20 protein-coding genes are annotated in these 22,253 nt (G+C 63.6%); 7 read left to right on the top strand and 13 right to left on the bottom strand.

Features of this window, described 5'->3' with window-relative positions; translation table 11 throughout:
• Positions 1 to 9 precede the first annotated feature (9 nt).
• Positions 10 to 1,419: a Gfo/Idh/MocA family protein gene (locus HMI59_RS04565; protein ID WP_193592963.1), complete on the bottom strand. Its 1,410-nt coding sequence runs from the start codon at positions 1,417 to 1,419 to the stop codon at positions 10 to 12.
• Positions 1,420 to 1,600: 181 nt separating this feature from the next.
• On the opposite strand from HMI59_RS04565, the gene HMI59_RS04560 reads away from it, so the two are divergent.
• Entirely contained in the window at positions 1,601 to 2,650 is a 1,050-nt protein-coding gene (locus tag HMI59_RS04560; RefSeq protein WP_193592962.1) for a LacI family DNA-binding transcriptional regulator, read from the top strand.
• 25 nt (positions 2,651 to 2,675) lie between these two features.
• Here HMI59_RS04560 and HMI59_RS04555 read toward each other — a convergent pair whose 3' ends face one another.
• A complete protein-coding gene (locus HMI59_RS04555; RefSeq protein ID WP_069695910.1) occupies positions 2,676 to 3,374 on the bottom strand; it encodes a FadR/GntR family transcriptional regulator in 699 nt (232 codons plus the stop codon).
• A 78-nt stretch (positions 3,375 to 3,452) separates the two neighbouring features.
• On the opposite strand from HMI59_RS04555, the gene HMI59_RS04550 reads away from it, so the two are divergent.
• Positions 3,453 to 4,784, top strand: a complete 1,332-nt coding sequence (locus tag HMI59_RS04550; RefSeq protein ID WP_305082396.1) for an alpha-hydroxy acid oxidase — start codon at positions 3,453 to 3,455, stop codon at positions 4,782 to 4,784.
• Between the two features lie 85 nt (positions 4,785 to 4,869).
• On the opposite strand, the gene gdhA is transcribed toward HMI59_RS04550, so the two are convergent.
• Both gdhA and HMI59_RS04540 read right to left on the bottom strand, forming a co-directional pair.
• Complete coding sequence (gene gdhA / locus HMI59_RS04545; protein WP_021473829.1) at positions 4,870 to 6,207, bottom strand: NADP-specific glutamate dehydrogenase; 1,338 nt, start codon at positions 6,205 to 6,207, stop codon at positions 4,870 to 4,872.
• 206 nt (positions 6,208 to 6,413) lie between these two features.
• On the bottom strand, positions 6,414 to 6,953 hold the full coding sequence (locus tag HMI59_RS04540) for a helix-turn-helix transcriptional regulator (RefSeq protein ID WP_166186408.1): 540 nt from the start codon (positions 6,951 to 6,953) through the stop codon (positions 6,414 to 6,416).
• 158 nt (positions 6,954 to 7,111) lie between these two features.
• Between HMI59_RS04540 and HMI59_RS04535 the strand changes: the two genes are divergently transcribed.
• Positions 7,112 to 7,588, top strand: coding sequence for a hypothetical protein (locus HMI59_RS04535; RefSeq protein WP_062099328.1), 477 nt, complete (start codon positions 7,112 to 7,114; stop codon positions 7,586 to 7,588).
• 7 nt (positions 7,589 to 7,595) lie between these two features.
• On the opposite strand, the gene HMI59_RS04530 is transcribed toward HMI59_RS04535, so the two are convergent.
• Positions 7,596 to 8,822 (bottom strand): acetoin utilization protein AcuC, encoded by a 1,227-nt coding sequence (locus tag HMI59_RS04530; RefSeq protein WP_071416109.1) that lies wholly within the window; start codon positions 8,820 to 8,822, stop codon positions 7,596 to 7,598.
• A 103-nt stretch (positions 8,823 to 8,925) separates the two neighbouring features.
• Between HMI59_RS04530 and HMI59_RS04525 the strand changes: the two genes are divergently transcribed.
• Together HMI59_RS04525 and HMI59_RS04520 are read left to right on the top strand one after the other, a co-directional pair.
• Positions 8,926 to 10,359 (top strand): TrkH family potassium uptake protein, encoded by a 1,434-nt coding sequence (locus HMI59_RS04525; RefSeq protein ID WP_021473825.1) that lies wholly within the window; start codon positions 8,926 to 8,928, stop codon positions 10,357 to 10,359.
• Positions 10,352 to 11,038, top strand: a complete 687-nt coding sequence (locus HMI59_RS04520; RefSeq protein ID WP_021473824.1) for a TrkA family potassium uptake protein — start codon at positions 10,352 to 10,354, stop codon at positions 11,036 to 11,038. The genes HMI59_RS04525 and HMI59_RS04520 overlap by 8 nt, the downstream gene beginning before the upstream one ends.
• Before the next feature lie 73 nt (positions 11,039 to 11,111).
• Here the strand turns inward: HMI59_RS04520 and proC are convergent, their stop codons facing one another.
• The 7 genes from proC to HMI59_RS04485 all read right to left on the bottom strand — a co-directional run bounded on the left by proC (position 11,112) and on the right by HMI59_RS04485 (position 20,096).
• Entirely contained in the window at positions 11,112 to 11,942 is an 831-nt protein-coding gene (gene proC / locus HMI59_RS04515; protein ID WP_179012876.1) for a pyrroline-5-carboxylate reductase, read from the bottom strand.
• Between the two features lie 338 nt (positions 11,943 to 12,280).
• Positions 12,281 to 13,111 carry a sugar phosphate isomerase/epimerase gene (locus HMI59_RS04510; RefSeq protein ID WP_166186411.1) on the bottom strand — a complete coding sequence of 277 codons (831 nt, stop codon included), beginning with the start codon at positions 13,109 to 13,111 and terminating at the stop codon, positions 12,281 to 12,283.
• A gap of 1 nt (position 13,112) precedes the next feature.
• A complete protein-coding gene (locus HMI59_RS04505) occupies positions 13,113 to 14,273 on the bottom strand; it encodes a Ppx/GppA phosphatase family protein (protein ID WP_227471534.1) in 1,161 nt (386 codons plus the stop codon).
• A gap of 72 nt (positions 14,274 to 14,345) precedes the next feature.
• Positions 14,346 to 14,780 carry an SseB family protein gene (locus HMI59_RS04500; protein WP_021473820.1) on the bottom strand — a complete coding sequence of 145 codons (435 nt, stop codon included), beginning with the start codon at positions 14,778 to 14,780 and terminating at the stop codon, positions 14,346 to 14,348.
• 68 nt (positions 14,781 to 14,848) lie between these two features.
• On the bottom strand, positions 14,849 to 17,569 hold the full coding sequence (topA, locus tag HMI59_RS04495) for a type I DNA topoisomerase (RefSeq protein WP_193592961.1): 2,721 nt from the start codon (positions 17,567 to 17,569) through the stop codon (positions 14,849 to 14,851).
• 134 nt (positions 17,570 to 17,703) lie between these two features.
• Complete coding sequence (locus HMI59_RS04490) at positions 17,704 to 18,342, bottom strand: helix-turn-helix transcriptional regulator (RefSeq protein WP_021473818.1); 639 nt, start codon at positions 18,340 to 18,342, stop codon at positions 17,704 to 17,706.
• Positions 18,343 to 18,449: 107 nt separating this feature from the next.
• Positions 18,450 to 20,096, bottom strand: a complete 1,647-nt coding sequence (locus tag HMI59_RS04485; protein WP_193592960.1) for a methyltransferase — start codon at positions 20,094 to 20,096, stop codon at positions 18,450 to 18,452.
• A gap of 91 nt (positions 20,097 to 20,187) precedes the next feature.
• Between HMI59_RS04485 and HMI59_RS04480 the strand changes: the two genes are divergently transcribed.
• Together HMI59_RS04480 and HMI59_RS04475 are read left to right on the top strand one after the other, a co-directional pair.
• Positions 20,188 to 20,631 carry a hypothetical protein gene (locus tag HMI59_RS04480; RefSeq protein ID WP_166186414.1) on the top strand — a complete coding sequence of 148 codons (444 nt, stop codon included), beginning with the start codon at positions 20,188 to 20,190 and terminating at the stop codon, positions 20,629 to 20,631.
• Between the two features lie 66 nt (positions 20,632 to 20,697).
• Positions 20,698 to 21,231 (top strand): DUF6023 family protein, encoded by a 534-nt coding sequence (locus tag HMI59_RS04475; RefSeq protein ID WP_193592959.1) that lies wholly within the window; start codon positions 20,698 to 20,700, stop codon positions 21,229 to 21,231.
• A gap of 71 nt (positions 21,232 to 21,302) precedes the next feature.
• Here the strand turns inward: HMI59_RS04475 and HMI59_RS04470 are convergent, their stop codons facing one another.
• A complete protein-coding gene (locus tag HMI59_RS04470) occupies positions 21,303 to 22,193 on the bottom strand; it encodes a rhodanese-related sulfurtransferase (RefSeq protein WP_193593670.1) in 891 nt (296 codons plus the stop codon).
• Positions 22,194 to 22,253 lie beyond the last annotated feature (60 nt).

Raw genomic sequence — 22,253 nt, 5'->3', positions numbered from 1 at the left:
AAAGAAGCTTTAGCCCTGGCCGCGGCTGAGGTCGGCCCCGAGGCCAAGCTCGCTGATGCGGACAGGAAGGTCGGTTTCGAGGGACTGGTTGCCGGCAATGCCAACCGAGACGGAGCGGAGCCCATCGATGTAGCCGGACGGTCGGCCCAAGGGGTCCACGCCGGGTCCGTTGAAAAGGTCGGAGAGGAGCAGGTTGTCGCCGCCGCCGTGGCCGCCCTCTCCATTGATGATCGGGACTTCATAGGCGGACTCCCAGTGGCGCTGGACCACCAGGCGCTCCCCATTGCGCCGGACCGCGTCTTCCTCCTCAACCGGGGTGGCGCTCGGGTCCACCACGGTCTTCTTGTCGGTGCTGAATTCGACGGCGGCGCGCTCCACCACTTCGAGCTCGGCGCGGCCCTCGGTTCCGTTGACGCTCACCCGGTAGCCCTCCCACGGGCTGTGGGCATTCAGGGAATAGCTCAGGGTCGGACCGCCCTGGTAGTCCACCACCAGCGCAAGGTTGTCCTCGATGGTGATGCCGTCGGTAAACACGTCCTGGTCACGGCGGTACCCATCGAACTTTTCATTGTCGTAATACAGCGCTTTCAGCCGTTCGTCGTCGCGGAGGTCCAAACGGAAGGGATCGCGTTCCAGGCCGTCCACGGTTCCGCGCTCCGGACGGGCACCGAGGCCGCGCTCACTGGCGTTCTTGTCCCCGTAGAAGCGAAGGCCGCCGGAGGCAAAGACGCGCTCGGGGACGTCGTCGATCCACCAGTTCACGAGGTCGAAGTGGTGGGAGGCCTTGTGGATGAGGAGGCCGCCGGAGTTCTTCTTGTACCGGTGCCAGCGGCGGAAGTAGTCGGCGCCGTGCACGGTGTCCAGCACCCAGCTGAAGTCGATGGACGTCACTTTGCCGATCACGCCGCTCTGGATGATTTCCTTGAGCGCTGAGTTGCGGGGCGAGTAACGGTAGTTGAACGTCACCACCACGTTGCGGCCGGTTTCGGCGACTGCGGTGGTAATGCGGCGGCAGCCTTCAACATCAATGGTGAGCGGCTTTTCAACCACGACGTCGGCACCGGCCTCGAGCGCTTCGACGATGTAGTCCGCATGCGTGTAGTCAGGCGTGGTGACGATGACGCGCTCGATGCCGTTGGCCTGGATGAACTCCGTGAGCCGGGCGGGCTCGAAGGATGCTACCGGAGCCGGCGCGCCGAGCTCCTGGATGAGGTCCTGGTAGAAGTCCACACGGCCCGGGTTGACGTCGGACAACGCCACGAGTTCTGCCACGTCGGAGTGCTGGCCGTAGATGGCCCTGATGTACATTTCGGAGCGGCCACCGGTGCCGATGAGGGCGATCCTGGTCCGGTGGGCGGAGGTGTTCGGGGATGCCGCAGCAGCGGCTTGTTGGGTCTCGGCGGTGTCGACGTTGACCATGGGGAAATGCCCCTTTCCAAAGGCAGGAATGAACCGCTTGACGGCCCGGCTTGATCTGGGAAGAATCATGAGAAAGCGTTTTCTCAGAGCGTTATAAGCTTTGTATCAAGACACTGGCGGTCGCGTCAACCATCGCTCCAAGGACGGAGCAGCACGCGGTCGGCCAACCGGAAGGGGCACCATGGCACGCAGGAATACCAACAGGCGCGTTGGCATTGCCGACGTCGCGGAAAAGGCAGGCGTCTCCCACGCCACCGTGTCGCGCGTCATGAACGGCAACGCAGCAGTGGACCCCGGAATCGCAGAGAGGGTCCGGGCTGCGGCAGCGGAATTGAAGTACCAGCCGAACCCCGTTGGCCGAAGCCTTGCACTGGGAAAGACCGACACCATCGGCATCGTGGTGCCCGACCTTGCCAACCCGACCTTCCAAGCCATCCTGCGCGGACTCAGCATCGCCGCAGCCCAGGACGGTTACAGGGTCCTGATCGCCGATTCATCCGAAGTAACCAGCGAGGAAGCCATCCTGGCCGGAGAAGCACGCCGGCGCTGCGACGGAGTGGTTCTTTGCGCGCCACGCATGGCGGATGCCGAACTCGAAGAGTTGGCTCCCACGCTCCACCCCCTGGTCCTCATCAACCGGACCACCATCACTACCAACACTCCCAGCCTGAGCGTCGACTACGGGGAAGGCATCCAGGAGCTGGCCAAACACCTGGTTTCACTGGGGCACAAGCGCCTGGCCTTCCTTTCCGGTCCCGAACACAGCGCATCGAACCGGCAGCGCCTGGTGGGCCTGGAGAAGTTCCGGAGGGAACACCCGGAAATCGAGCTGCAGATGCTCCACGGCGGTTCAAACTTCGATTCCGGACATGAGTCCACGGACGCCATCATCGCCAGCGGTGCTACCGGGATTCTGGCATTCAACGACCTCGTTGCCATGGGCTTGCTCAGCGGCCTGCACGAACGCGGCATCCGGGTCCCGGAAGACATCTCGGTCACCGGCTTCGACGACATCCCGTTCGCCAAGTACACCACTCCCCCGCTCACAACGGCCGCCGTGCCCATCAACGAACTCGGCAGCCTGGCTTGGCGGCGCATGCGCGAACAGATCCAGCAATCGGCCGAAGCCCTCAGCCAGCCGCAGGATGAGTTCGAGCCCCGGATTGAAATCCGCAAGAGCACCGCGGCACCTGCACTCACGCCCATTCCTGCCCCGCGGGTTGGCAGTTAATGGCAATCCCCGCCGGGTAAAACTGTCACTTCGGTGAGGGCGCCGAGCCCACACCTGCCTCCGCGTAGAAGCCCCTGATGTGCGCGGCCACCAGCTCCGCTGCCCGGCCGCCGTCGTTCGCGTTGACCGCCTCAAGGATGGCGCGATGCTCCGCCCGAAGCCGCGCCGAAGTGGCGTTCCAGTCGGGCAGGTTTCCTGTCAGTTCGCCGGCGTAGTTTTCTATGGCGCCGCGCAGGGACGCCATCATGGCACTGACGACGGCGTTGCCCGCCGCCTCAGCCAGGGCGACGTGGAACCGGGAGTCCAGGGCCAGGAAAGTGTCGACGTCGGGGGCGTTCTCCATTTGCTCGAGCAGCTCCGCGGCGTCGTCGAGTGCCGCTACCCCCGGCCGGGCCCGCTCCGCTGCCCAGGATTCCAGGAGCACCCTCGTTTCCACGATGTCCGGGACCGGCAGGTGCCTGGTGGCCACGTGCAGGCGAAGGGTGGACCCCAACGCCGACCCCGGTTCGGCGATCACAATGGTGCCTGCGTCCTTTCCGGAGCCCACGCCGGCGCGGACCACCCCCATGGCTTCCAGGATCCGCACGGCTTCGCGGACGGACGTGCGGGAGACCTGCAATTGCTCGGCCATGGCCCGCTCGCCGGGGAGCCGGCCGCCGAGTGCCAGTTCTCCGCTGGCGAGTTGATTCTCGATCCATTCCAAGACAAGTTGGTGCGTTCGCATAGTCGAATAGTAGTTGATGTGGTCTGACCACATGGCCTACAGTGTGGTTAGACCACACCACCACCAGGGAGAACCGAAGTGACAAACACCCTCGATCCCAAGCTCACGGCCGCCCCCGCCAATGCCGGCAGCGACCAGAACGTCAGCCGCGCACCCCAGCCGGCCCCCGCCGTCGTACAGCCTCCCGCGCTGAAGCGCCGCGTCCCCAAAGTGGCCGACCTCGCGCCGCTGATGCAGTTCAAGAAGCCCGAATTCAGCAAAGCCGCCCGCCTCAAGCGGGCCAGCACCATCTGGGAACTTCGCGACATTGCCAAGCGGCGGACACCCCAGGCGCCTTTCGATTACACGGACGGTGCGGCTGAAGAGGAAATCACGCTTCGCAGGGCACGCCAGGCGTTCCAGGACATCGAGTTCCGTCCCGGGATCCTGCGCAATGTGTCGAAGATCGACCTGCGCACAGACGTCCTGGGGCAGGAGTCGAAGCTTCCGTTCGGCATTGCCCCCACCGGGTTTACCCGCATGATGCAGTCCGAAGGCGAGTACGCCGGCTCGCAGGCAGCTGAAGCCGCCGGGATCCCGTACACGCTGTCCACCATGGGCACGGCATCGATCGAAGACGTTGCAGCGGCTGCACCGAACGGCCGGAACTGGTTCCAGCTGTACTTGTGGACGGACCGGGACCGCTCGCTCGAACTGATCGAGCGAGCCGCCAAGGCGGGCAATGACACCTTGATGGTCACGGTGGACACGGCCGTGGCCGGCGCCCGGCTCCGCGATGTCCGCAACGGCATGACCATCCCGCCGGCCCTGACCCTGAAGACGGTGCTGGACGCGTCCTACCGGCCGGCCTGGTGGTTCAACTTCCTCACCCACGAACCGCTGACCTTCGCCTCACTGTCCCGCTACACGGGCACGGTGGCCGACCTGATCAACTCGATGTTCGACCCCACACTGACCTACGAGGACCTCGACTGGCTCCGCGAAACGTGGAAGGGCAAGCTCGTGGTCAAGGGCATCCAGACAGTGGAGGACGCCCGGCGTGTTGTGGACCATGGCGCGGACGGGATCGTCCTGTCCAACCACGGTGGGCGCCAACTGGACCGGGCCCCGATTCCGTTCCACTTGCTGCCGGAGGTGACCTCTGCCCTGGAAGCGGACAACAGCGACGCCGCGGTCATCCTGGACACGGGCATCATGAGCGGAGCCGATATCGTGGCAGCACTTGCCCTCGGCGCGGACTTTGCTTTGATCGGCCGCGCCTACCTGTACGGACTCATGGCCGGGGGCCGCGAGGGCGTGGACCGCACCATCCAGATCCTGGAGAAGGACATGACCCGCACCATGGCCCTGCTGGGCGTCAGCAAGCTTTCGGAGCTGAACCCGGAGCACGTGCGGCTGCTCCAGCGCTAACCCAACCAGGTACGCTAACGGATCCAAGTAGCAGTAGAGCGCGTTCTGAGGGTTCAGAACGCGCTCTACTGCTACTCAGTTGGAATTAGATCAGGCCCTGGGCGAGCATCGCGTCGGCAACCTTGACGAAACCGCCGATGTTCGCGCCCACTACGTAGTTGCCGGGCGCGCCGTATTCCTCGGCCGTCTCGGCGCAGCGGTCGTGGATGCCCACCATGATCTCGGTGAGGCGTTGCTCGGTGTGCTCGAACGACCACGAATCACGGCTGGCGTTCTGCTGCATTTCTAGGGCCGAGGTGGCTACGCCACCGGCGTTGGCAGCCTTGCCCGGCCCGAACAGGATCCCGGCCTCCTGGAAGACGGACACGGCCTTCTGGGTGGAAGGCATGTTGGCACCTTCGGCCACGGCGAGCAGGCCATTGCTGACCAGCTTTGCAGCGGCGTTGCCGTCCAGCTCGTTCTGGGTGGCGCAGGGCAGGGCAACAGTACCGTTGACATCCCACACGCTGCCGCCGGCAACGTAGCTGGAGCCGGGGCGCCGGGCTGCGTACTCCGTGAGGCGTGCGCGCTCCACTTCCTTGATCTGGCGCAGGAGTTCGACGTCGATGCCGGAATCGTCCACGATGTAGCCGGCCGAATCGGAGCACGCCACCACAGTTGCGCCAAGCGCCTGGGCCTTGGCGATCGCGTGGATGGCAACATTGCCCGAACCCGAGACCACAACGCGCTGGCCGTCGAAGGAGGTTCCGCGGGTCTTCAGCATTTCCTGCGCGAAGATCACGGTGCCGTAGCCGGTGGCCTCCGGGCGGACCAGCGATCCGCCCCAGGAAATGCCCTTTCCGGTGAGCACACCGGACTCGTACCGGTTGGTGATCCGCTTGTACTGGCCAAAGAGGTAGCCGATTTCGCGGCCGCCCACGCCGATGTCTCCCGCGGGGACGTCGGTGTATTCACCGATGTGCCGGTACAGCTCGGTCATGAACGACTGGCAGAAGCGCATGATTTCCGCATCGCTGCGGCCACGGGGGTCAAAGTCGGATCCGCCCTTGCCGCCACCGATCGGCATGCCGGTCAGGGCGTTCTTGAAGATCTGCTCGAAGCCCAGGAACTTCACGATTCCCAGGTACACGGACGGGTGGAAACGGAGACCGCCCTTGTACGGGCCGAGTGCCGAGTTGAACTCCACCCGGAAGCCACGGTTGACGTGTACACGGCCGGCGTCGTCAGTCCACGGGACGCGGAAGATGATCTGGCGTTCAGGCTCGCAGAGGCGCTCCAGGACCGCACCCTCAAGGAACTCGGGGTGCCTGTCGTGGACCGGGCCGAGGCTTTCGAAAACCTCGTTCACGGCTTGGTGGAACTCCTTCTCACCTGGATTGCGAGCAAGTACGGTGTCCCGGACGGCTTCGAGCCTTGAATCCATTGCGTCTTCCAATCCCTTCAGTGCCACGGGCGGCGGCAAGACAGTAAGTCGCACTCATGGTTTCACCATCAAAGGTAGGATCTCCACCCGGATCGGATGTGACCGAGGAACGCGAGTTAACACAACCGTGGAAAATCCTTGAAATGTAAAGGATCAGAAGGTGAACAAAACCTCACAATGTGAGAAGGATCACGTTAGATTGCGGGCTAGCGCTTCCGCCCGAACTTAGGCAGGGTGGGCAGGTTCGCAAGCAGGTCGGCTGCCTTGGTGGCGGCCCGGCCCACCGTGCGGCCAATCTGCTGCGGCACAGTGTCATCGGTCTGAAGCTCCACCGAGACCGGAGCCTCGCCGGCCTGGACCGTGACGGCCGGACTCAACGCCTGGGGCGCCGCTGCCAGTTCGGCCGCCGCGGGAGTTTCGGCCACCTCGGCAGCCACTGCCGCTTTCTCCCCCGCAGAAGGTACGACGGCGACGGGAGCCGCGGGTCCGACGTCGAACGTTTCCAGCCAGCTGGCCACGCCGGCCAGGGGCTTGGGGTTCAGGGTGTAGTAACGCTTCTGGCCCTGCGCGCGCATGCTGACCAGGTCCGCTTCACGCAAGACTTTCAGGTGCTTGGAGATAGTGGGCTGGCTCGCAGCCAGTTCTTCCACCAGTTCGCCTACAGCCTTATCCCCAGAGCGGAGGGAAACCAGGATCTCGCGCCTGGTTGCCTCAGCTATGACGGCAAATACGTCGTCAGTCACCATGCCTCCCACCCTAGCGACATATACGTCAATTGGCATCCCTGTTTCCTGCGGCGTCACCGGCCCTCCCCGTTGACCGCGCAATGACCCGGTGCTACAACGTTTTCACGGTCCGTCCGGGCTCCCAGGCCCCGACCGCCAACTGCACGGGGTGCATTGCTATGGCTGACTTCTTCCGCCGGCATATCTTCAACATCATCGCTGCGGCGTTCCTGGCGCTGTTTGTCCTGGTGTGGACCACGGTGCTCATCCGGGTGGGCACGTGGGTTCCGACCGGCCAGGCCGAGGCACCCGAACTCAACGGAGCCCTGGTGACGGCCGCCGGAGTCCTGGCGACGTCGCTGAGTTCCCTCACCGCTTCGGCGTTGGGGTTCACCATCTCGGAGGTCAAAAGGGACAACGCCGGGGCGGACGGGAACGGGCCGCTGGTGAACCCCGCACAGGTGGCCACCCGGCTCTCCGGGCGGGTGATCTTCGCGATCATGACCTACATGACCATGGGCATGCTGGTTCTGGTGCTGTGGCTCTTCAAAGGCCAGGCTTCAACGGACCTCATCGGAGCTTTCGCCTTGTCATTGCTCGGCTGGCTGGTGGGGGCTGCAGGGGTGGTGTTCCAGACCGAAAAGTCGGACGCCTAGCAAACGCTCAGTCGAACCAGGGGTCCAGGCCGTACAGCGGAAAGATCTCCTTGCGAGTGGCGATGACGGTCCGGTCCACGGGATCTGCAGGGTCATAGCCCACTTCCCAGGAGCGCCACCAGATATCGACGTCGTCGCCCATGCTTTCCGGCGCGGCCACCCCGTACTTCTCGCTGACATAGGTGCGCCACGATGCGGGCACGGGCTTGGCCAGGGGAACGGGACGCTGCGTCACCATTCCGATCAAGTGGGTCCACGCGCGCGGAACAACGTTCACAACCTCGTACCCGCCTCCCCCGGTGGCTATCCACCGGTTGTCGCAGTACCTTGCCGCGAGGCTTCCGATCGCGCTTGCGGCCTCCCGCTGGGCGTCCACGCTGAGGTTGAGGTGCGTCAACGGATCCAGCCGGTGGGAGTCGCAACCGTGCTGGCTCACAATGACCTCGGGCTGGAAAGCGCCTACGATCTGCGGAACCACTGCGTAGAAGGCCCGAAGCCACGCGGCGTCGCCCGTGAACGCCGGAACGGCCACGTTCACTGCCGTGCCCGGGGCATTCGGGCCGCCGGTCTCATTGGCGAAACCTGTTCCGGGGAACATGGTGAGGCCCGACTCGTGCAAGGAAATGGTCATGACGCGCGGATCGTCCCAAAACAGGCTCTGGGTCCCGTCGCCGTGGTGGGCGTCGACGTCGATGCTCACCACCCGCTGCACGCCGTTGTCGAGCAGCCTCTGGATGGCCATCGCGACGTCGTTATAGATGCAGAAGCCGCTGGCACGTTCGCGGGCGGCATGGTGCATCCCGCCGCTGAAGTTGACGGCCCGCACGGCGGCCCCGGACAGAATCGCGTCCGCCGCCACCAGCGAACCTCCGGCCAGTCGCGCGCTGGCCTCGTGCATTCCGGCGAACGCCGGGTCGTCTTCGGTCCCGAGCCCGCGTTCTTCATCGGGAGTGAAGGGGTCATCGCTGACCTTCCGTACCGCTTCCACATAGGCGGCGCTATGGACCGAGCAAAGTTCGACGTCGGTGGCGATCCTGGGCGGTTCCATCGCCACATGCTTGTGGTCGAACAGGCCCAGCGTTTCAGCAAGTCTTGCTGTCAGCTCAAGCCGCTGCGGTGCCATCGGGTGGGTGGGCCCGAAGTTGTACGCGGTCATGGCAGAGTCCCACACCACCGTCGTTGGCAGTGCGGAGCGGGTGATGCTGGAAGCAGGCGTTCCAAGCGTGTCATTCATCCAGAACAGGCTACCTGAGGGCGTCCCGCCGCTTCGCCCGGTTACGGCGGGCGAATAGTGGTTTACTACTCAGGGAAAGTATGTTCACTTGAGGAAGAGCGCCATGTCTCAAAGCCAGTCGCGGTCAACTACCCCGGCCAACTGGCAACCCGGCCAGCCGGAACGCGAAGGCTTGTGGATTTTCACGCGTGCGCGCGACTTCATCGACAACATCGCCAACACCTCACCGGCCCGTCTGGCGCTGGTGGCCTTCTCCTTGGTCATCCTGCTTTTCACCGGGCTCCTGTCACTTCCGGCGTCTTCCGCCTCCGGGGAGCCCACACCACTCCACCAAGCCATGTTTACCGCCGTTTCCAGCGTCTGCGTTACCGGATTGACGGTTGTTTCCACTGCCACCCACTGGTCTTTCTTCGGGCAGCTCGTCATCCTGATCGGCATCTTCGTGGGCGGCCTCGGTACGCTCACTCTGGCGTCGCTGCTGGCCCTCATGGTGAGCAAACGGCTTGGTGTCCGTGGAAAACTCATCGCGCAGGAAGCCATGAACAACGCCGGCAGGCTCGGCGAAGTGGGTACCCTGCTCCGGATCGTGATCGTGACCTCGGTGGTCATCGAGGGTGCCTTGGCCCTGGCCCTGGTGCCACGGTTCATGCTGCTGGGTGAGCCGTTCTGGCAATCGGTGTGGCACGGTGTCTTCTACTCCATCTCAGCGTTCAACAACGCCGGTTTCACTCCGCACTCGGACGGAATTGTTCCCTACGAGACCGATCTGTGGATCCTCGTACCCCTGATGCTGGGGGTCTTCCTGGGCAGCCTCGGCTTTCCCGTGGTCATGGTGCTGCAGCAGAACGGCTTGAACTGGAAGAAATGGAACCTGCACACCAAGCTCACCATCCAGGTGTCCTTCATCCTGCTGGCCGCGGGAACAGTCCTCTGGGCATTGATGGAGTGGGACAACCTGCGGACCATCGGGCACATGAGCCTCGGGGACAAGATCATCCACTCACTCTTCGCCTCGGTGATGACCCGGTCCGGTGGATTCAACCTGGTGGACCAGAACCACATGGAATCCACCACCATGCTGCTCACGGATGCCCTGATGTTCGCCGGCGGCGGTTCGGCGTCCACCGCGGGCGGAATCAAGGTGACCACCATCGCCGTCATGTTCCTGGCAATCGTTGCCGAAGCGCGCGGTGACGCAGACGTCAAGGTCTACGGCCGAACCATCCCCCAAGGCACCATGCGGGTAGCCATCTCCGTCATCGTGGCGGGAGCAACGCTCGTCTCCGTGGCTGCTTTCCTGCTGTTGTCCATCAGCGGAGCTTCGCTGGACCGGGTGCTGTTTGAAACCATTTCCGCCTTTGCCACCGTTGGACTGAGCACCAACCTCAGTGCCGAACTGCCGCCGTCGGGCGTTTACGTCCTGACAGCACTGATGTTCGCTGGCCGCGTCGGCACCGTTACCCTCGCTGCGGGCCTGGCCCTGCGCCAGCGCAGCCAGCTGTTCCACTACCCGGAAGAGAGGCCAATCATTGGCTAGCATCCAAGGGGCGGCCAATCGCCCCGCCCACAACGCGCCTGTCCTGGTGATCGGACTCGGGCGTTTCGGTTCGGCAACCGCCGAGCAACTGGTGAAACAAGGCCGGGAGGTCCTCGCGATCGAACGTGACCGTGGCTTGGTTCAGAAGTGGGCACCGGTGCTGACCCACGTCGTGGAAGCCGATGCCACCAACATCGACGCCCTCCGCCAGCTCGGTGCGCAGGAATTCAGCTCCGCCGTGGTGGGCGTCGGCACGTCGATCGAATCCTCCGTGTTGATCACGGTGAACCTGGTGGACCTGGGAATCCAGCACTTGTGGGTCAAGGCCATCACGCCCTCGCACGGGAAGATCCTCAGCCGCATCGGCGCCAACCACGTCATCTACCCTGAGGCCGATGCCGGCGTCCGCGCAGCGCACCTCGTGTCCGGGCGCATGTTGGACTTCATTGAGTTCGACGACGACTACGCAATCGTCAAGATGTACCCGCCCAAGGAAACCGTGGGCTTCACGCTGGAGGAGTCCAAGGTCCGCTCAAAGTACGGCGTGACGATCGTTGGCGTGAAGACTCCGGGCGAGGACTTCACGTATGCCCGGCCGGAAACCAAAGTGTCCGGACACGACATGCTGATCGTATCCGGACACGTGGACTTGTTGGAGCGCTTCGCGGCGCGGCCTTAGCGGCCTTGGCGGTGCGGCGCGGGCTTAGCGGTGCGGCGCGGTCTTAGCGGTGCGGCGCGGTCAGCGCGGGCGGTCAGCCAAGCTCCTTGGTGATCTCAGCTGCCCTCGCTGCGGCAGCACGGGCGCCTTCGGCAATGATCTTGGGCAGCCCGCCGTCGTCGAACGCGGCAATGGCGCGCTCGGTGGTGCCGTTCGGGCTGGTGACTGCCTTGCGGAGTGCGCTCGGGTCCGCACCCGGTTCAGCGAGCATGAAGCCGGCCCCGGCTACCGTTTCGCGCGCAAGCATGACGGACAATTCCTCGTCCAGACCGAGCTCAACACCGGCGGCGGCCATGGCCTCGGCCAGGTAGAACGCATAGGCGGGACCTGAGCCGCTGATCGCGGACAGGGCGTCCACCTGCTCCTCAGGAATCTCCACGACCTTGCCGGCTCCTGCGAAGGCAGCCTTGGCTGACTCGAGCTGTTCAGGCGTGCAGTGCGTTCCGGGGGACACTGAGATGACGCCCCGGCCCAACTTGGAGGGAGTGTTCGGCATAGTGCGGATCACCGGCTGGCCGTCCGGGAGGGCCGCCTCAAGCTGGGCAATGGAAACCGCAGCAGCAACGCTGACCACCACCGTATCCTTCGCCAGCGCCGGGCTGATTTCCCGGGCGAGGTCCGTGATGCCCACAGGTTTGACGCCCAGGATAACCATGCTGGAACCCTTGGTGGCCAGTTTGTTGTTGTCCGGTTCCTCTTCGCCTGCAATAGCGGTAACCCGGTGGCGCTCGGCCAGCTCCTCCGCACGCTCGGCCCGCCGCACCGTGGCGACGATATCCGAAGGGGCGGTCCCGGCAGCAAGGATGCCGGTGAGAATTGCCTCGTTCATTGATCCACAGCCAAGGAATGCGATTCGGTTGCTCATTGGTCCATCATGGCAGTTCCCCTGCGGAGGGGTCGAACGGAGTCCGCACTGAGGGATTCACAGCAAGTTCCCAAGATTATTGCAGGCCCCACCCAAGGTTGGTCCGTAAGTTGGTTCTTACCTCATTGAGGGTGCGAGTGATGAGGCGGGCATGGGGATGTCCGCCAGCAGCACCGGTGGCCGGGACGGGTTTTCCCCCATTTCCCGAATCGGCCGCCGGTGCTTTCGCCTTTAAGCGGGTTATAGACCAAAACGCGGGGCAAAGGCTTTCGTTGTAAGCACGGCAAAGCCCGGGCCCGGGTTTTGTGTCCGGGTCCCGGGCCTTGCTGAAGCCGGTGCTAACCCTCCAGGCTGCGGACCGGGGCGGCGAGGTGCTGCCGTGCGAAGCGCAACGTCTCGGCGAGCATCTCCTCACGCTCCCCCGTGACCTTGGCCTTACGGGTGGAAATTTCGGCCACCACCGCGCCTGCGAACCCGTTGGAGGCAAGATGTTGGAGGACATCGGCGCACTGCTGGGTTCCTGTTCCCGGGACCAGGTGTTCGTCCTTGCCTGAGCCTGAACCATCCGTGAGATGGACGTGCCGCAGTTTGCTGCCCAAGGCCTTCACGGCCTCCAAACTGTTGGCCCCGGCAGTGGCCGCATGCGAGAAGTCCCACGTGACGGCGTCGTAATCCCCCTCCATCGGGTCCCAGTGCGGCAGGTAAGCCACCGCTTCACGTCCCCGGACGCGCCACGGGTACATGTTTTCAACGGCGATGTGCACTTGGTACATTGCCGAGATCTCACGGACGCCTTCAACGAAGTTTTCGGCGTAGTTGGACTGCCACCGGAAAGGCGGGTGCACCACCACGGTGTCGCAACCCACCTCCTTGGCCATCTGGCAGGAACGCTCAATCTTGTTCCAGGCGGTGCCCCAAACCTGTTGCGTCAACAACAGCGTGGGTGCGTGGATGGACACGATTTCCTGGTTGTAGCGGTGGCTTAGCTGGATGAGCGCACCGGGGTTTTGGCTCACGGCATTGTTGGTGACCATGACCTCCACGCCGTCATAACCGAGGTCCTGGGCCACGGCGAAGGCGTCGTGGACGCTGAGCGGGTAAACGGATGCGCTGGACAGCGCCACCGGAATCCGGCGATGGTTCTCTGAAGGTTCGACGTCGGTAGTCATCCTAGGAAGCCAACCCCCTTGCCGTCGTGGCCGGTGCCGTGTCGGAGACCGGTGCGCCGAGCTGTACCGGCAGGCCCTCTACCGGGTGCGCGGGACCGTCGGCATCTGCTTGCCCGGCTGTTTCCAAGTGCTTGTCTGTATCCGTGTGCTCTTCGCTTTCCTTGGCCTTCTTCTTCTTTTTGGACTTGTCTTTCTTGCGCTTGCCCACATGCGGGGCCGGCTCGAGGGCTTCCTCGAACACCAACTGGTCCAGCCGGCGGAGGATCAGGCCCTCCCGCAGCGCCCACGGACAGATCTCCATTTTGGGAAACTCGAAAAGCTCCAATGCAGCCTCGGCAACCAGTGCTCCGGCGAGCAGCTGGCGGGCCCGGGCATCGGAAACACCCGGGAGGTACAGGCGATCCGCCACGGTCATCGCGGAGATCCGCTGTGCCCAGAGGCCGAGGTCCGCCGCATGGAGCTCGCGTTTGACGTACGGGCCTGCGGCGCTCGGTGCGGCACCTGCAATACGTGCCAGGGACCGGAAAGTCTTGGACGTCCCCGCCACGAGGTTGGCCCGGCCGAGTTCCTGGAATTCGCGCACCACCGGTTTCAGGGTCGAGCGGATGTACCGGCGCAGTTCCTTGACGCTCTTGGCCGTAGGCGGGTCCTCATGCAGCCAGTCCCGGGTGAGCCGGCTCGCGCCCAAGGGGACGGACGTGGCGAACTCGGGAAGCTCGTCAGTGCCGTAGGCCATTTCGAACGAGCCGCCGCCTATGTCCAGGTCCAGGATGGGCCCGGCCCCCCAGCCGTACCAGCGGCGCACGGCGAAGAACGTCATGGACGCTTCTTCGCTCCCGGTGAGTTCCTGCAGCGTCACGGTGGTTTCGTGCTTGACCCTGGCCAGGACCTCGGCACCGTTGGTGGCCTCGCGTATGGCCGAGGTACAAAAGGCCAACAGATCCTCGGCCTTGTGGCGGGCAGCGAACTCCCACGCCTCAAGGACAAATTCGATCAGCTCGTGCTGGCCCTCATCACTGATGTTTCCGTCGCCGTCCAGGTATTGCACCAGCGACAACGGACGCTTATGGGAGGCGAAAGCCACCGGACGCGCGCCGGGATGGGCATCGACCAGCAGCAAGTGGACGGTGTTTGACCCGATGTCGAGAACGCCAAGACGCATTCTGCCATTATTCACCGAATCGAAGCCCGGGAAGCAACTCGCGGGCACGTTTCGTCCGACTCTGAGGCCCTTTTACTCTGCTGCCTCGCCGACTTCGTCCGCCCGCTTGAAATCACGGCGGATATTGGCGATGCCTTCGGGATCGATCTCGAAGCCGTGTTCACTTCCAGGGTTGATGACCAAGCCCAGTTCGTCGCCGATGTTCGCGAGGATGGCCGAGCCCATGGTGCCCAGCACGTTCGGGGCCGCCTCGAGGAAGCGGGCATCCACACGGCTCGGGTGGCTGAAGACAGCAAGGACCGGCTGGTTGTCCGCGTTGGACAGCACCAAGGGTTCCACGGAGGAATCCGGACCGTCCACGGCTTCGGAGCTGACCAGGTAGACCTCGTTGTTCAGGAAGGCGAGGATGACATCCACCGGATTCGCATCCGGCTGCTCGGCCAAAGCAAGCTTCGCCTCAAGATCATTCAATGGTTGGTTGTCCGGGGCGGCAGTCTGTTCAGTCATGGTTCTACTCGACCATGATGGCGGCCGGGACGCAAAGTGCGATCATCGCCATGCGTCCCGGCGCAGTGCTATTTCTTCGCCGCTGCCTTGCGGGCCGGTGCCTTGCGGGTGGTCCGTTTCACCGGGCCCTTGGCGCGCTTCTCGGCGAGCAGCTCGATGGCCCGTTCCCTGGTGAGCTCTTCCAAGGACGTGGAACGCGGAACCGTGATGTTGGTGAGGCCGTCAGTGATGTAGGGGCCGAAGCGGCCTTCCTTCACCACGATGTTCTTTTCCGACACGGGATCGGGACCGAACTCAGCCAGCGGCGGTACCGCTGCACGGGCGCCACGCTGCTTGGGCTGCGAATAGATCTCCAGCGCCTGCTCCAGGGTGATCGTGAAGATTTCCTCCTCCGAACCAATGGAGCGCGAGTCCGTCCCCTTCTTCAGGTAAGGCCCAAACCGGCCGTTCTGCACGGTGATGGGGTTGCCTTCCGCGTCCTCGCCGAGCACCCGTGGCAGGCTCATCAGCTGCAAAGCTTCATCCAGCGTGACGGTGTCCACGGACATGGACTTGAACAGCGAGCCGGTGCGGGGCTTGACCTTCACAGGCTTCTTGGGCGGCTTCGGCTTGCCGTTCTTGTAATACTCAACCGGCTGGTTGGCGAGCTGTTCTTCCGTCATTTCCGGGATGATCTCGGTGACGTAAGCGCCGTAGCGGCCGTTCTTGGCTACAACTGTGTGCCCGGTGTGCGGATCTGTTCCCAGGACCCGTTCCTCCGGTGCCGCCGTTTCCATGAGCTCGATGGCTTTGGCTGCCGTCAGCTCATCCGGGGCCAGTTCCTCGGGAACATTGGCCCGCGCGGACTCCACGACCTCCCCGGTTTTCTCATCGACCGTGGGGATGGTGCTCTCAAGGTACGGGCCGAACTTACCCACCCGCAGCGTGATGCCGTCTGCGATCGGCACTGAGTTGATCTCGCGGGCGTCGATCTCGCCGAGGTTGTTGACGATGCTCAACAGGCCGGGATCGGCATCTTCTCCGTAGTAGAAGTGCTTCAGCCACGCTGCGCCCACCGCTTGCCCGTTGGCGATCTTGTCCAGGTCGCCTTCCATGTCAGCGGTGAATTCGTAGTCCACATAGTCGGTGAAGTGCTGTTCCAGCAGGCGGATTACGGAGAAGGCGATCCAGCTGGGTACCAGCGCAGAACCCTGTTTCCGGACGTAGCCGCGGTCCTGGATGGTGGAAATGGTCGAAGCGTAGGTAGACGGGCGTCCAATGCCGCGCTTTTCCAGTTCAGCGGTCAGTGACGCTTCGGTGTACCTCGGCGGCGGAGATGTCTCGTGGCCGACCGCAACAATATCCGAGGCGGTAAGGGAATCGTCCTTGGCCACGTTCGGCAGGCGGCGGGCGTCGTCGGAGTCGTCATCGCCGCGGCCCTCGTCCTTGCCTTCCTCATAGGCGGCAAGGAAGCCGGGGAAGGTGATCACGGTACCGGAAGCAGAGAACTCGGCGTCCCGGCCGTCCGCGGCAACTGCGCCAAGGCGGATGGTTGCCGTGGAGCCCTTTGCATCTGCCATCTGGGAAGCCACGGTGCGCTTCCAAATGAGTTCGTACAGCCGGAACTCGTCTCCGCTGAGCTGCTTGGCCACCTGGGCCGGGGTGCGGAAGGAGTCACCGGCCGGGCGGATAGCCTCGTGCGCTTCCTGGGCGTTCGCGGCCTTGTTCGCGTAAATCCGCGGACTCTGCGGCACGAATTCGGGACCGTAGAGCTCAGCGGCCTGGCGACGCGCGGCCGTGACGGCCTCGTCGCTCAACGCCGACGAGTCCGTACGCATATAGGTGATGTAGCCGTTTTCATACAGGCGCTGCGCAACCTGCATGGTGCTCTTGGAGGAGAACCTGAGCTTACGGCCGGCCTCCTGCTGCAACGTGGAAGTGGTGAACGGAGCGGCGGGACGGCGGGTGTACGGCTTGGTGTCCACGGAGCGGACCTTGAAGTCCGCGTTCTCCAGGCCGGCAGCAAGGGAGGTGGCGAGTTCCTCGTTGAGGTGGACCACGTTCGAGGAGACCAGCTGGCCGTCGTCATTGAAATCGCGGCCGGTGGCAACCTTGGAGCCATCGACGGCAGCAAGCTTGGCCTTGAAGGAGCCCGAATCGGCGCCGAATTGGCCCGTCAGGTCCCAGTAGGAAGCGGCCTTGAACGCCATGCGCTCACGTTCGCGGTCAACCACCATCCGGGTCACCACGGACTGCACGCGTCCTGCCGAAAGGCCGCGGGCAACCTTGCGCCACAGCACCGGCGAAATTTCGTAGCCGTACAGCCTGTCCAGGATCCGTCGGGTTTCCTGCGCATCAACGAGGGCAGTGTCCACGTCGCGCAGGTTGTCCATCGCGCGGTGGATGGCTTCCTTGGTGATTTCACCGAAGGTCATGCGGTAGACCGGAACTTTGGGCTTCAGGACCTCAAGGAGGTGCCACGCGATGGCTTCGCCTTCGCGGTCCCCATCGGTTGCGAGGTAGAGCGCGTCGGCGTCTTTCAGTTGGGCCTTGAGTTCGGCGACCTTTTTCTTCTTGTCCGGGGAGACGACGTAGTACGGCTTGAAGTCGTGCTCAACGTCAACAGCGAACTTGCCCAGCGAGGTCTTCTTGAGTTCTGCAGGGAGGTCGGACGGCTGCGGAAGGTCACGGATGTGACCAATGGAAGCCTCGACGATGAAGCCTTCGCCAAGGTACTTGGCGATGGTCTTGCTCTTGGCCGGAGACTCCACGATCACGAGTTTCTTGCCGGTTTTTGCCTTGCTGGGCACGGTGCTCCTACAGAAAAAATGTGTATTTGGGCTGGTGCCCATATTGGCCTAGTTCACCATAGTTTGCAGAATCCTGCGTTTGGGCCGGTCAATCCGCCCTTCCAGGATGCCGGTTGGTGGCTGGCTCCTGAGTCCTAGTTCCCGGGCGCTGACCGATCGTCCGGAATCATCGACCATAACGTAGCAACACGTTCAGCATCTTGCGGAATCCGGGTGGGATCCTCGAGCTCGTACTCCCTGAGAACTTCACGGATCCTGTCCGAAAGTTCCTTCCGCTGCTGGTTGGTCAGATACAGCAGGTTGCTGGACAGGAGCACCGATGCCGGTTCCTCCGCAGTCTCACCGCGTTGCCGCCGTTCACCCCTGGCCTTGGCAAAAGCGGAAGCCCTCCGCCTGAACGCATCGAGTTCCAGATCGACAACCGCAATCTCCGGGCTGGCGACGCTGCCGCCGGAAATGGTGAAGTCCTTCCCTGCCGCCTTCCACCGACGTTCGCGGGCGTCGCCTGCGTTCTCGGCCGGAACAACGATCCCCCATTTCTGGAGTGCGCGGAGGTGGTAGCTCATGGCGCTGGGAGTCAGGCCCGTCCTGGCAGCAAGTTCCGTGGCCGTGTGGCTTACCTGCGTGGCATAGAGTTCCGAGATGACTTCCAACCTCGCCGCGTGCGCCAAGGCGCGGATGGCTTTGGGGTCGGTGATCTCAACTTTTTGCTCGTTGCGTCCACTGCCCGCCGGTTCGCCCGCCACCCCGGTCTCTTGATTCTTCGCAATCACTTCATCAGTGTAATCAGCGTCACGTCCAGGGTGATCAGCGCCACGTGGGGGCACTGATGGAGGGCGGGTGCCGGCACCGGGGAATGACCTCCGTGGATCTGCGTGCGTCATGGAGATGTGCCCGGCTCGTCCGGCACGAGGAATCCGTCCAGCACCAGATTGCCCACCTCATGGAAGAGCGTGGAGGTGAAGGCTTCGGCGTCGAATCCCTCTTCCCCGCCCAGGAGGGCTTCCAGTGCCGTGACGATCTGGTTGACGCTGAGGTCACCGTCGCAGGCAGAGACGAAGCCGGCTAGTTCGCTGCTCAGCAGGTTGGTCCTGCGGAGGCCTGCCCCCTGCCGCAACAGAATCACTCCGGGGTGCTCAGCGCCCGGCCGTTGATGCCTTTCCTCGGTGACGTCCTCGGCCACCAGCAGTTGGGCATCCTTCAACTGGTTGGCCGACAGCCAGTCCGCCCTTGCAATGGCCGCGCCCAGATGGGGGCCTATGGGTTGCTCGATGGGGTAGGTGATTTCCTCGAACCGGCTGATGATGCCCTGGCTTCCCGCCGGCCGACGCAACCAGATCATGCCGAAACCAATTCCCTCCACATTCCGGGAGGCGAAGTCCGCAAGGTAGGCAGCGTAGGCCTCCTTGTAGTGGTTCGGGTCCCGTGACTCGGATGCGTCCTGGAGCCAGGTCTCGGCGTACTGTTCGGGCCCCACCTGCTCGCGTTGGATGAACCAGACGTCCAGTCCGGAACCCTCGAGCCAGAACGCAGGCCGGTCCTTCCACTGCGCACCTGCGGTAATCTCCCAGTTGCCCAGCATTTGGGCGGTTCCGCCTGGCGCGAGGACGCTGCCGAGGGACTTCACCAAGGAAGAGACGATCTGGTCGCCCGGCAAACCACCATCCCTGTAGGTGAACTGGTCTGCTGCGGATTCTCCCTTGGTGCGGGGAGTGATGACGAAGGGCGGGTTGGAGACTACGAGGTCGAATTGTTCGCCTTCCACCGGTTCCAGGAGGGAACCGAGCCTCAGGCTGATGCGGGCTTCGAGGTTGTTTGGATCCACTTCCAAGGCTGCGGCGTTGAGGACGAGATTGAACCTCGTGAAGGCCAGGGCCCTTTCCGAAATGTCTGTTGCCGTGACGTGCTCACAATGGTGGAGCAGGTGGAAGGTCTGGATTCCGCAACCGGTACCCAGGTCCAGGGCACGCCTGGCATGCGGCCTGATGGTGGTCTGCACCAGCGTTGTGGAAGCCTGGCCGATCCCCAGGACATGGTCGTGCCGCAGCACGCCCGGCTGCTGGTGGGCCGCCAGGTCACTCGCCACCCACAGTTCCGCTCCGCCGCTGCCGTCCGGATTAGCGTCCCATCCATAAGGACGGACATCGACGGCGGCGGTAACAAACCCGTCCGCGATGGTGACAAGCCCGAGCTCGGCGAGCCCGTTGGCACCTGGACCAGGCAGGGCGGCATCAACGTCCTCAACAGCCTGCGGAACCGCAAGAAGCCATAGCCGCACCAGGACTGTCAGCCCCCGAAGCCCGGCCTGGTCCGAACCCGACGTCCGTTCCGTGGCCAAAAGGGCCGGAATGATCTGGTCCCTGCCCAGCGCCGCATAGGCTGATGGCCCCAGAAGGTCCGCAACGCCGTCGAGCGTGTAATTCACTGACTTGAACGCGTCTGCAAGGGCAGCCAGGAGCGCCGGTTGGTCACTGCGGGGAGCATCGGGGGTATTGCCTGAGGAAAACACTGATGTGGATGGGTTCACGTTGCCAGTCTATGGTCGGGGTTGCCCTGCCGGTTCACCGTGGATGCGCTATGTGGAAAGTCTCCTGCGGGGAAACCGGTAGCGTGGAACCATGCTCAATTTCTCCTCCACAGTCCGCCGTGCCGGCATGGTTCTCACTGCCGCCGGCTTCCTGCTGGCAGCCACCGCATGCCAGCAGCCGGTGGACATCTCCCGCGCCGATGTGTCCGCCTGGAAGAAGGACGCACTGCCCGCCGCGTCCGGCATTGTGTTGGAGGACTCGGGAAAGATCCTGGACCGGGACCCGATCGTGAAGGATGCTCAGAACGTTGCTGCCGGCCAGTACACCCTCACCATGGCCTGTGACGGCGGAGGGAAAGCTTTCTTCGCGGTATCTACGGGCGGACAGCAGATCGCCGACGCCGGCGCTGCCTGCAACGGCAGCCGTGAAACCGTGAAGATCAAGATCCCGGCCACAGGGGCGGTCATCATCTCCACGAGCAGCGTTGACGCGCCATTGATCTACGCCTACCAACTGGCGCCCGCGACGAGCTGAACTCCGCCTCCATCGAACCAACAACAGGCTCTATGGAGAGCCGGCGCGCAAGCGTAAAGTCAGAACATGGGCGGCAAGGCGGCTGGCTCCGTGGGCCCGCAACGGTTGGCGGGTTCCGCCGTCGTGCTTCTGCTTGGAGTGGTCACGGCGCTGACGGGGTGCGAGTACACCTATGAGGAACCTGGCCGGGCCGAAGCTGATTCCACGACCTCCGCGGGCCGGAACGTAGTGCTTCCTCCGGATCCGGCCTTGGAATCGACAGTGACCGGTGAAGCCCTGAAAGAGTGGGCGCAAGCGGCACTGCCCGAATCCCAGGGACGGTCTTTCTACTCAAGCAGCGGCTACCTGGAGCCGGGAGAATCACGGACGGAACAAACGGTTCAACTGCCCGGCGGCACGTACGCGGTGACCTTGGCCTGCCGCGGCACCCGCAGGGTCTCGTTCAAAGTGGCGCTTGGCGAATCGGATTTGGTGGATCTGACCCTTGGGTGCGCAAATGCCCGCGTGACCGTCGTGCAACTCGAGGCTGATGCGGTCCTGGACATCACTGTGGGAACGAGGTCCGATGCCAACTTCGCGTACCGGGTCAGCCGGCTTTAGCGGGTCAGCCGCCTTGGGCGGGTAGCCGCCTTGGGCGGGTAGCCGCCTTTGGGTTCGGCGCCCGACGGCGGTCAGGCGGCTTCGCAGCCGTCCGGACACCTCAAGGTTGCCGGATCCGAAGCGCAATCCGCGCAGTAAAGCGTCAACGTACGGCAGCTTGGGTTGGAGCAGTTCTCGAACTTGTTGGTGGGCGCCGAGCACCGGACACACGAGCCGATGGTCTTGGCGTCGTCGCTGAACTCCACATGCATGCGCTTGTCGAAGACGTACAGCGAGCCCTCCCAAAGACCGTTGTCCTTGAAGGTCTCTCCATACCGGACGATTCCGCCGTCCAACTGGTAGACCTCCTTGAATCCCCGGTTGACCATCAGGCTGGAGAGAACTTCGCAACGAATCCCGCCGGTGCAGTACGTAACCACAGGCTTATCTTTGAGGGCGTCGTACTTCCCCGAGTCCAGTTCCTTGATGAAGTCGTGCGTCGTCGCGACGTCCGGGACCACCGCATCCTTGAACTTGCCGATCTGAGCCTCGAACGCGTTGCGGCCGTCAAAGAAAACAACGTCCTCGCCGTCGGCCTTCTTGCTGTCCAGCAGGGCGTGCAGCTCCTCGGGCTGCAGGTGCTTGCCGCCACCCACAACGCCGTTCTCGTCCACTTTCAACTCGCCCGGTGCGCCGAAGGAGACAATCTCATCGCGGACCTTGACGCTGAGCCGCGGAAAGTCGTCAGCGCCGCCGTCGGACCATTTGAAGTCGATATCGTGGAAACCCTTGTACTCACGCGTGGTTTTGACGTACTGCTTCATGTTGTTGAGCTCGCCGCCGACGGTTGCGTTGATGCCGTCCTTGGAGATCAGGATGCGGCCGGTAAGGCCCAGTTTCTCGCAGAGGGCGCGCTGCCATAAGCGCACTGCATCCGGGTCGGCGATCGGAGTAAAGCCGTAGAAAAGTACAATTCGGTTCAGAACAGGCTTGTGAAGGAACGTGCAAGTACAGGTCTTGTCTTTCAGGGTCTTTCCGATCTA

Source organism: Paenarthrobacter sp. YJN-5, from assembly GCF_015040095.1.
GTDB classification, from domain to species: Bacteria; Actinomycetota; Actinomycetes; order Actinomycetales; family Micrococcaceae; genus Arthrobacter; species Arthrobacter ureafaciens.
The sequence above is the reverse complement of the archived record's forward strand: the minus strand, read 5'-3'. Positions and strand labels throughout refer to the sequence as shown.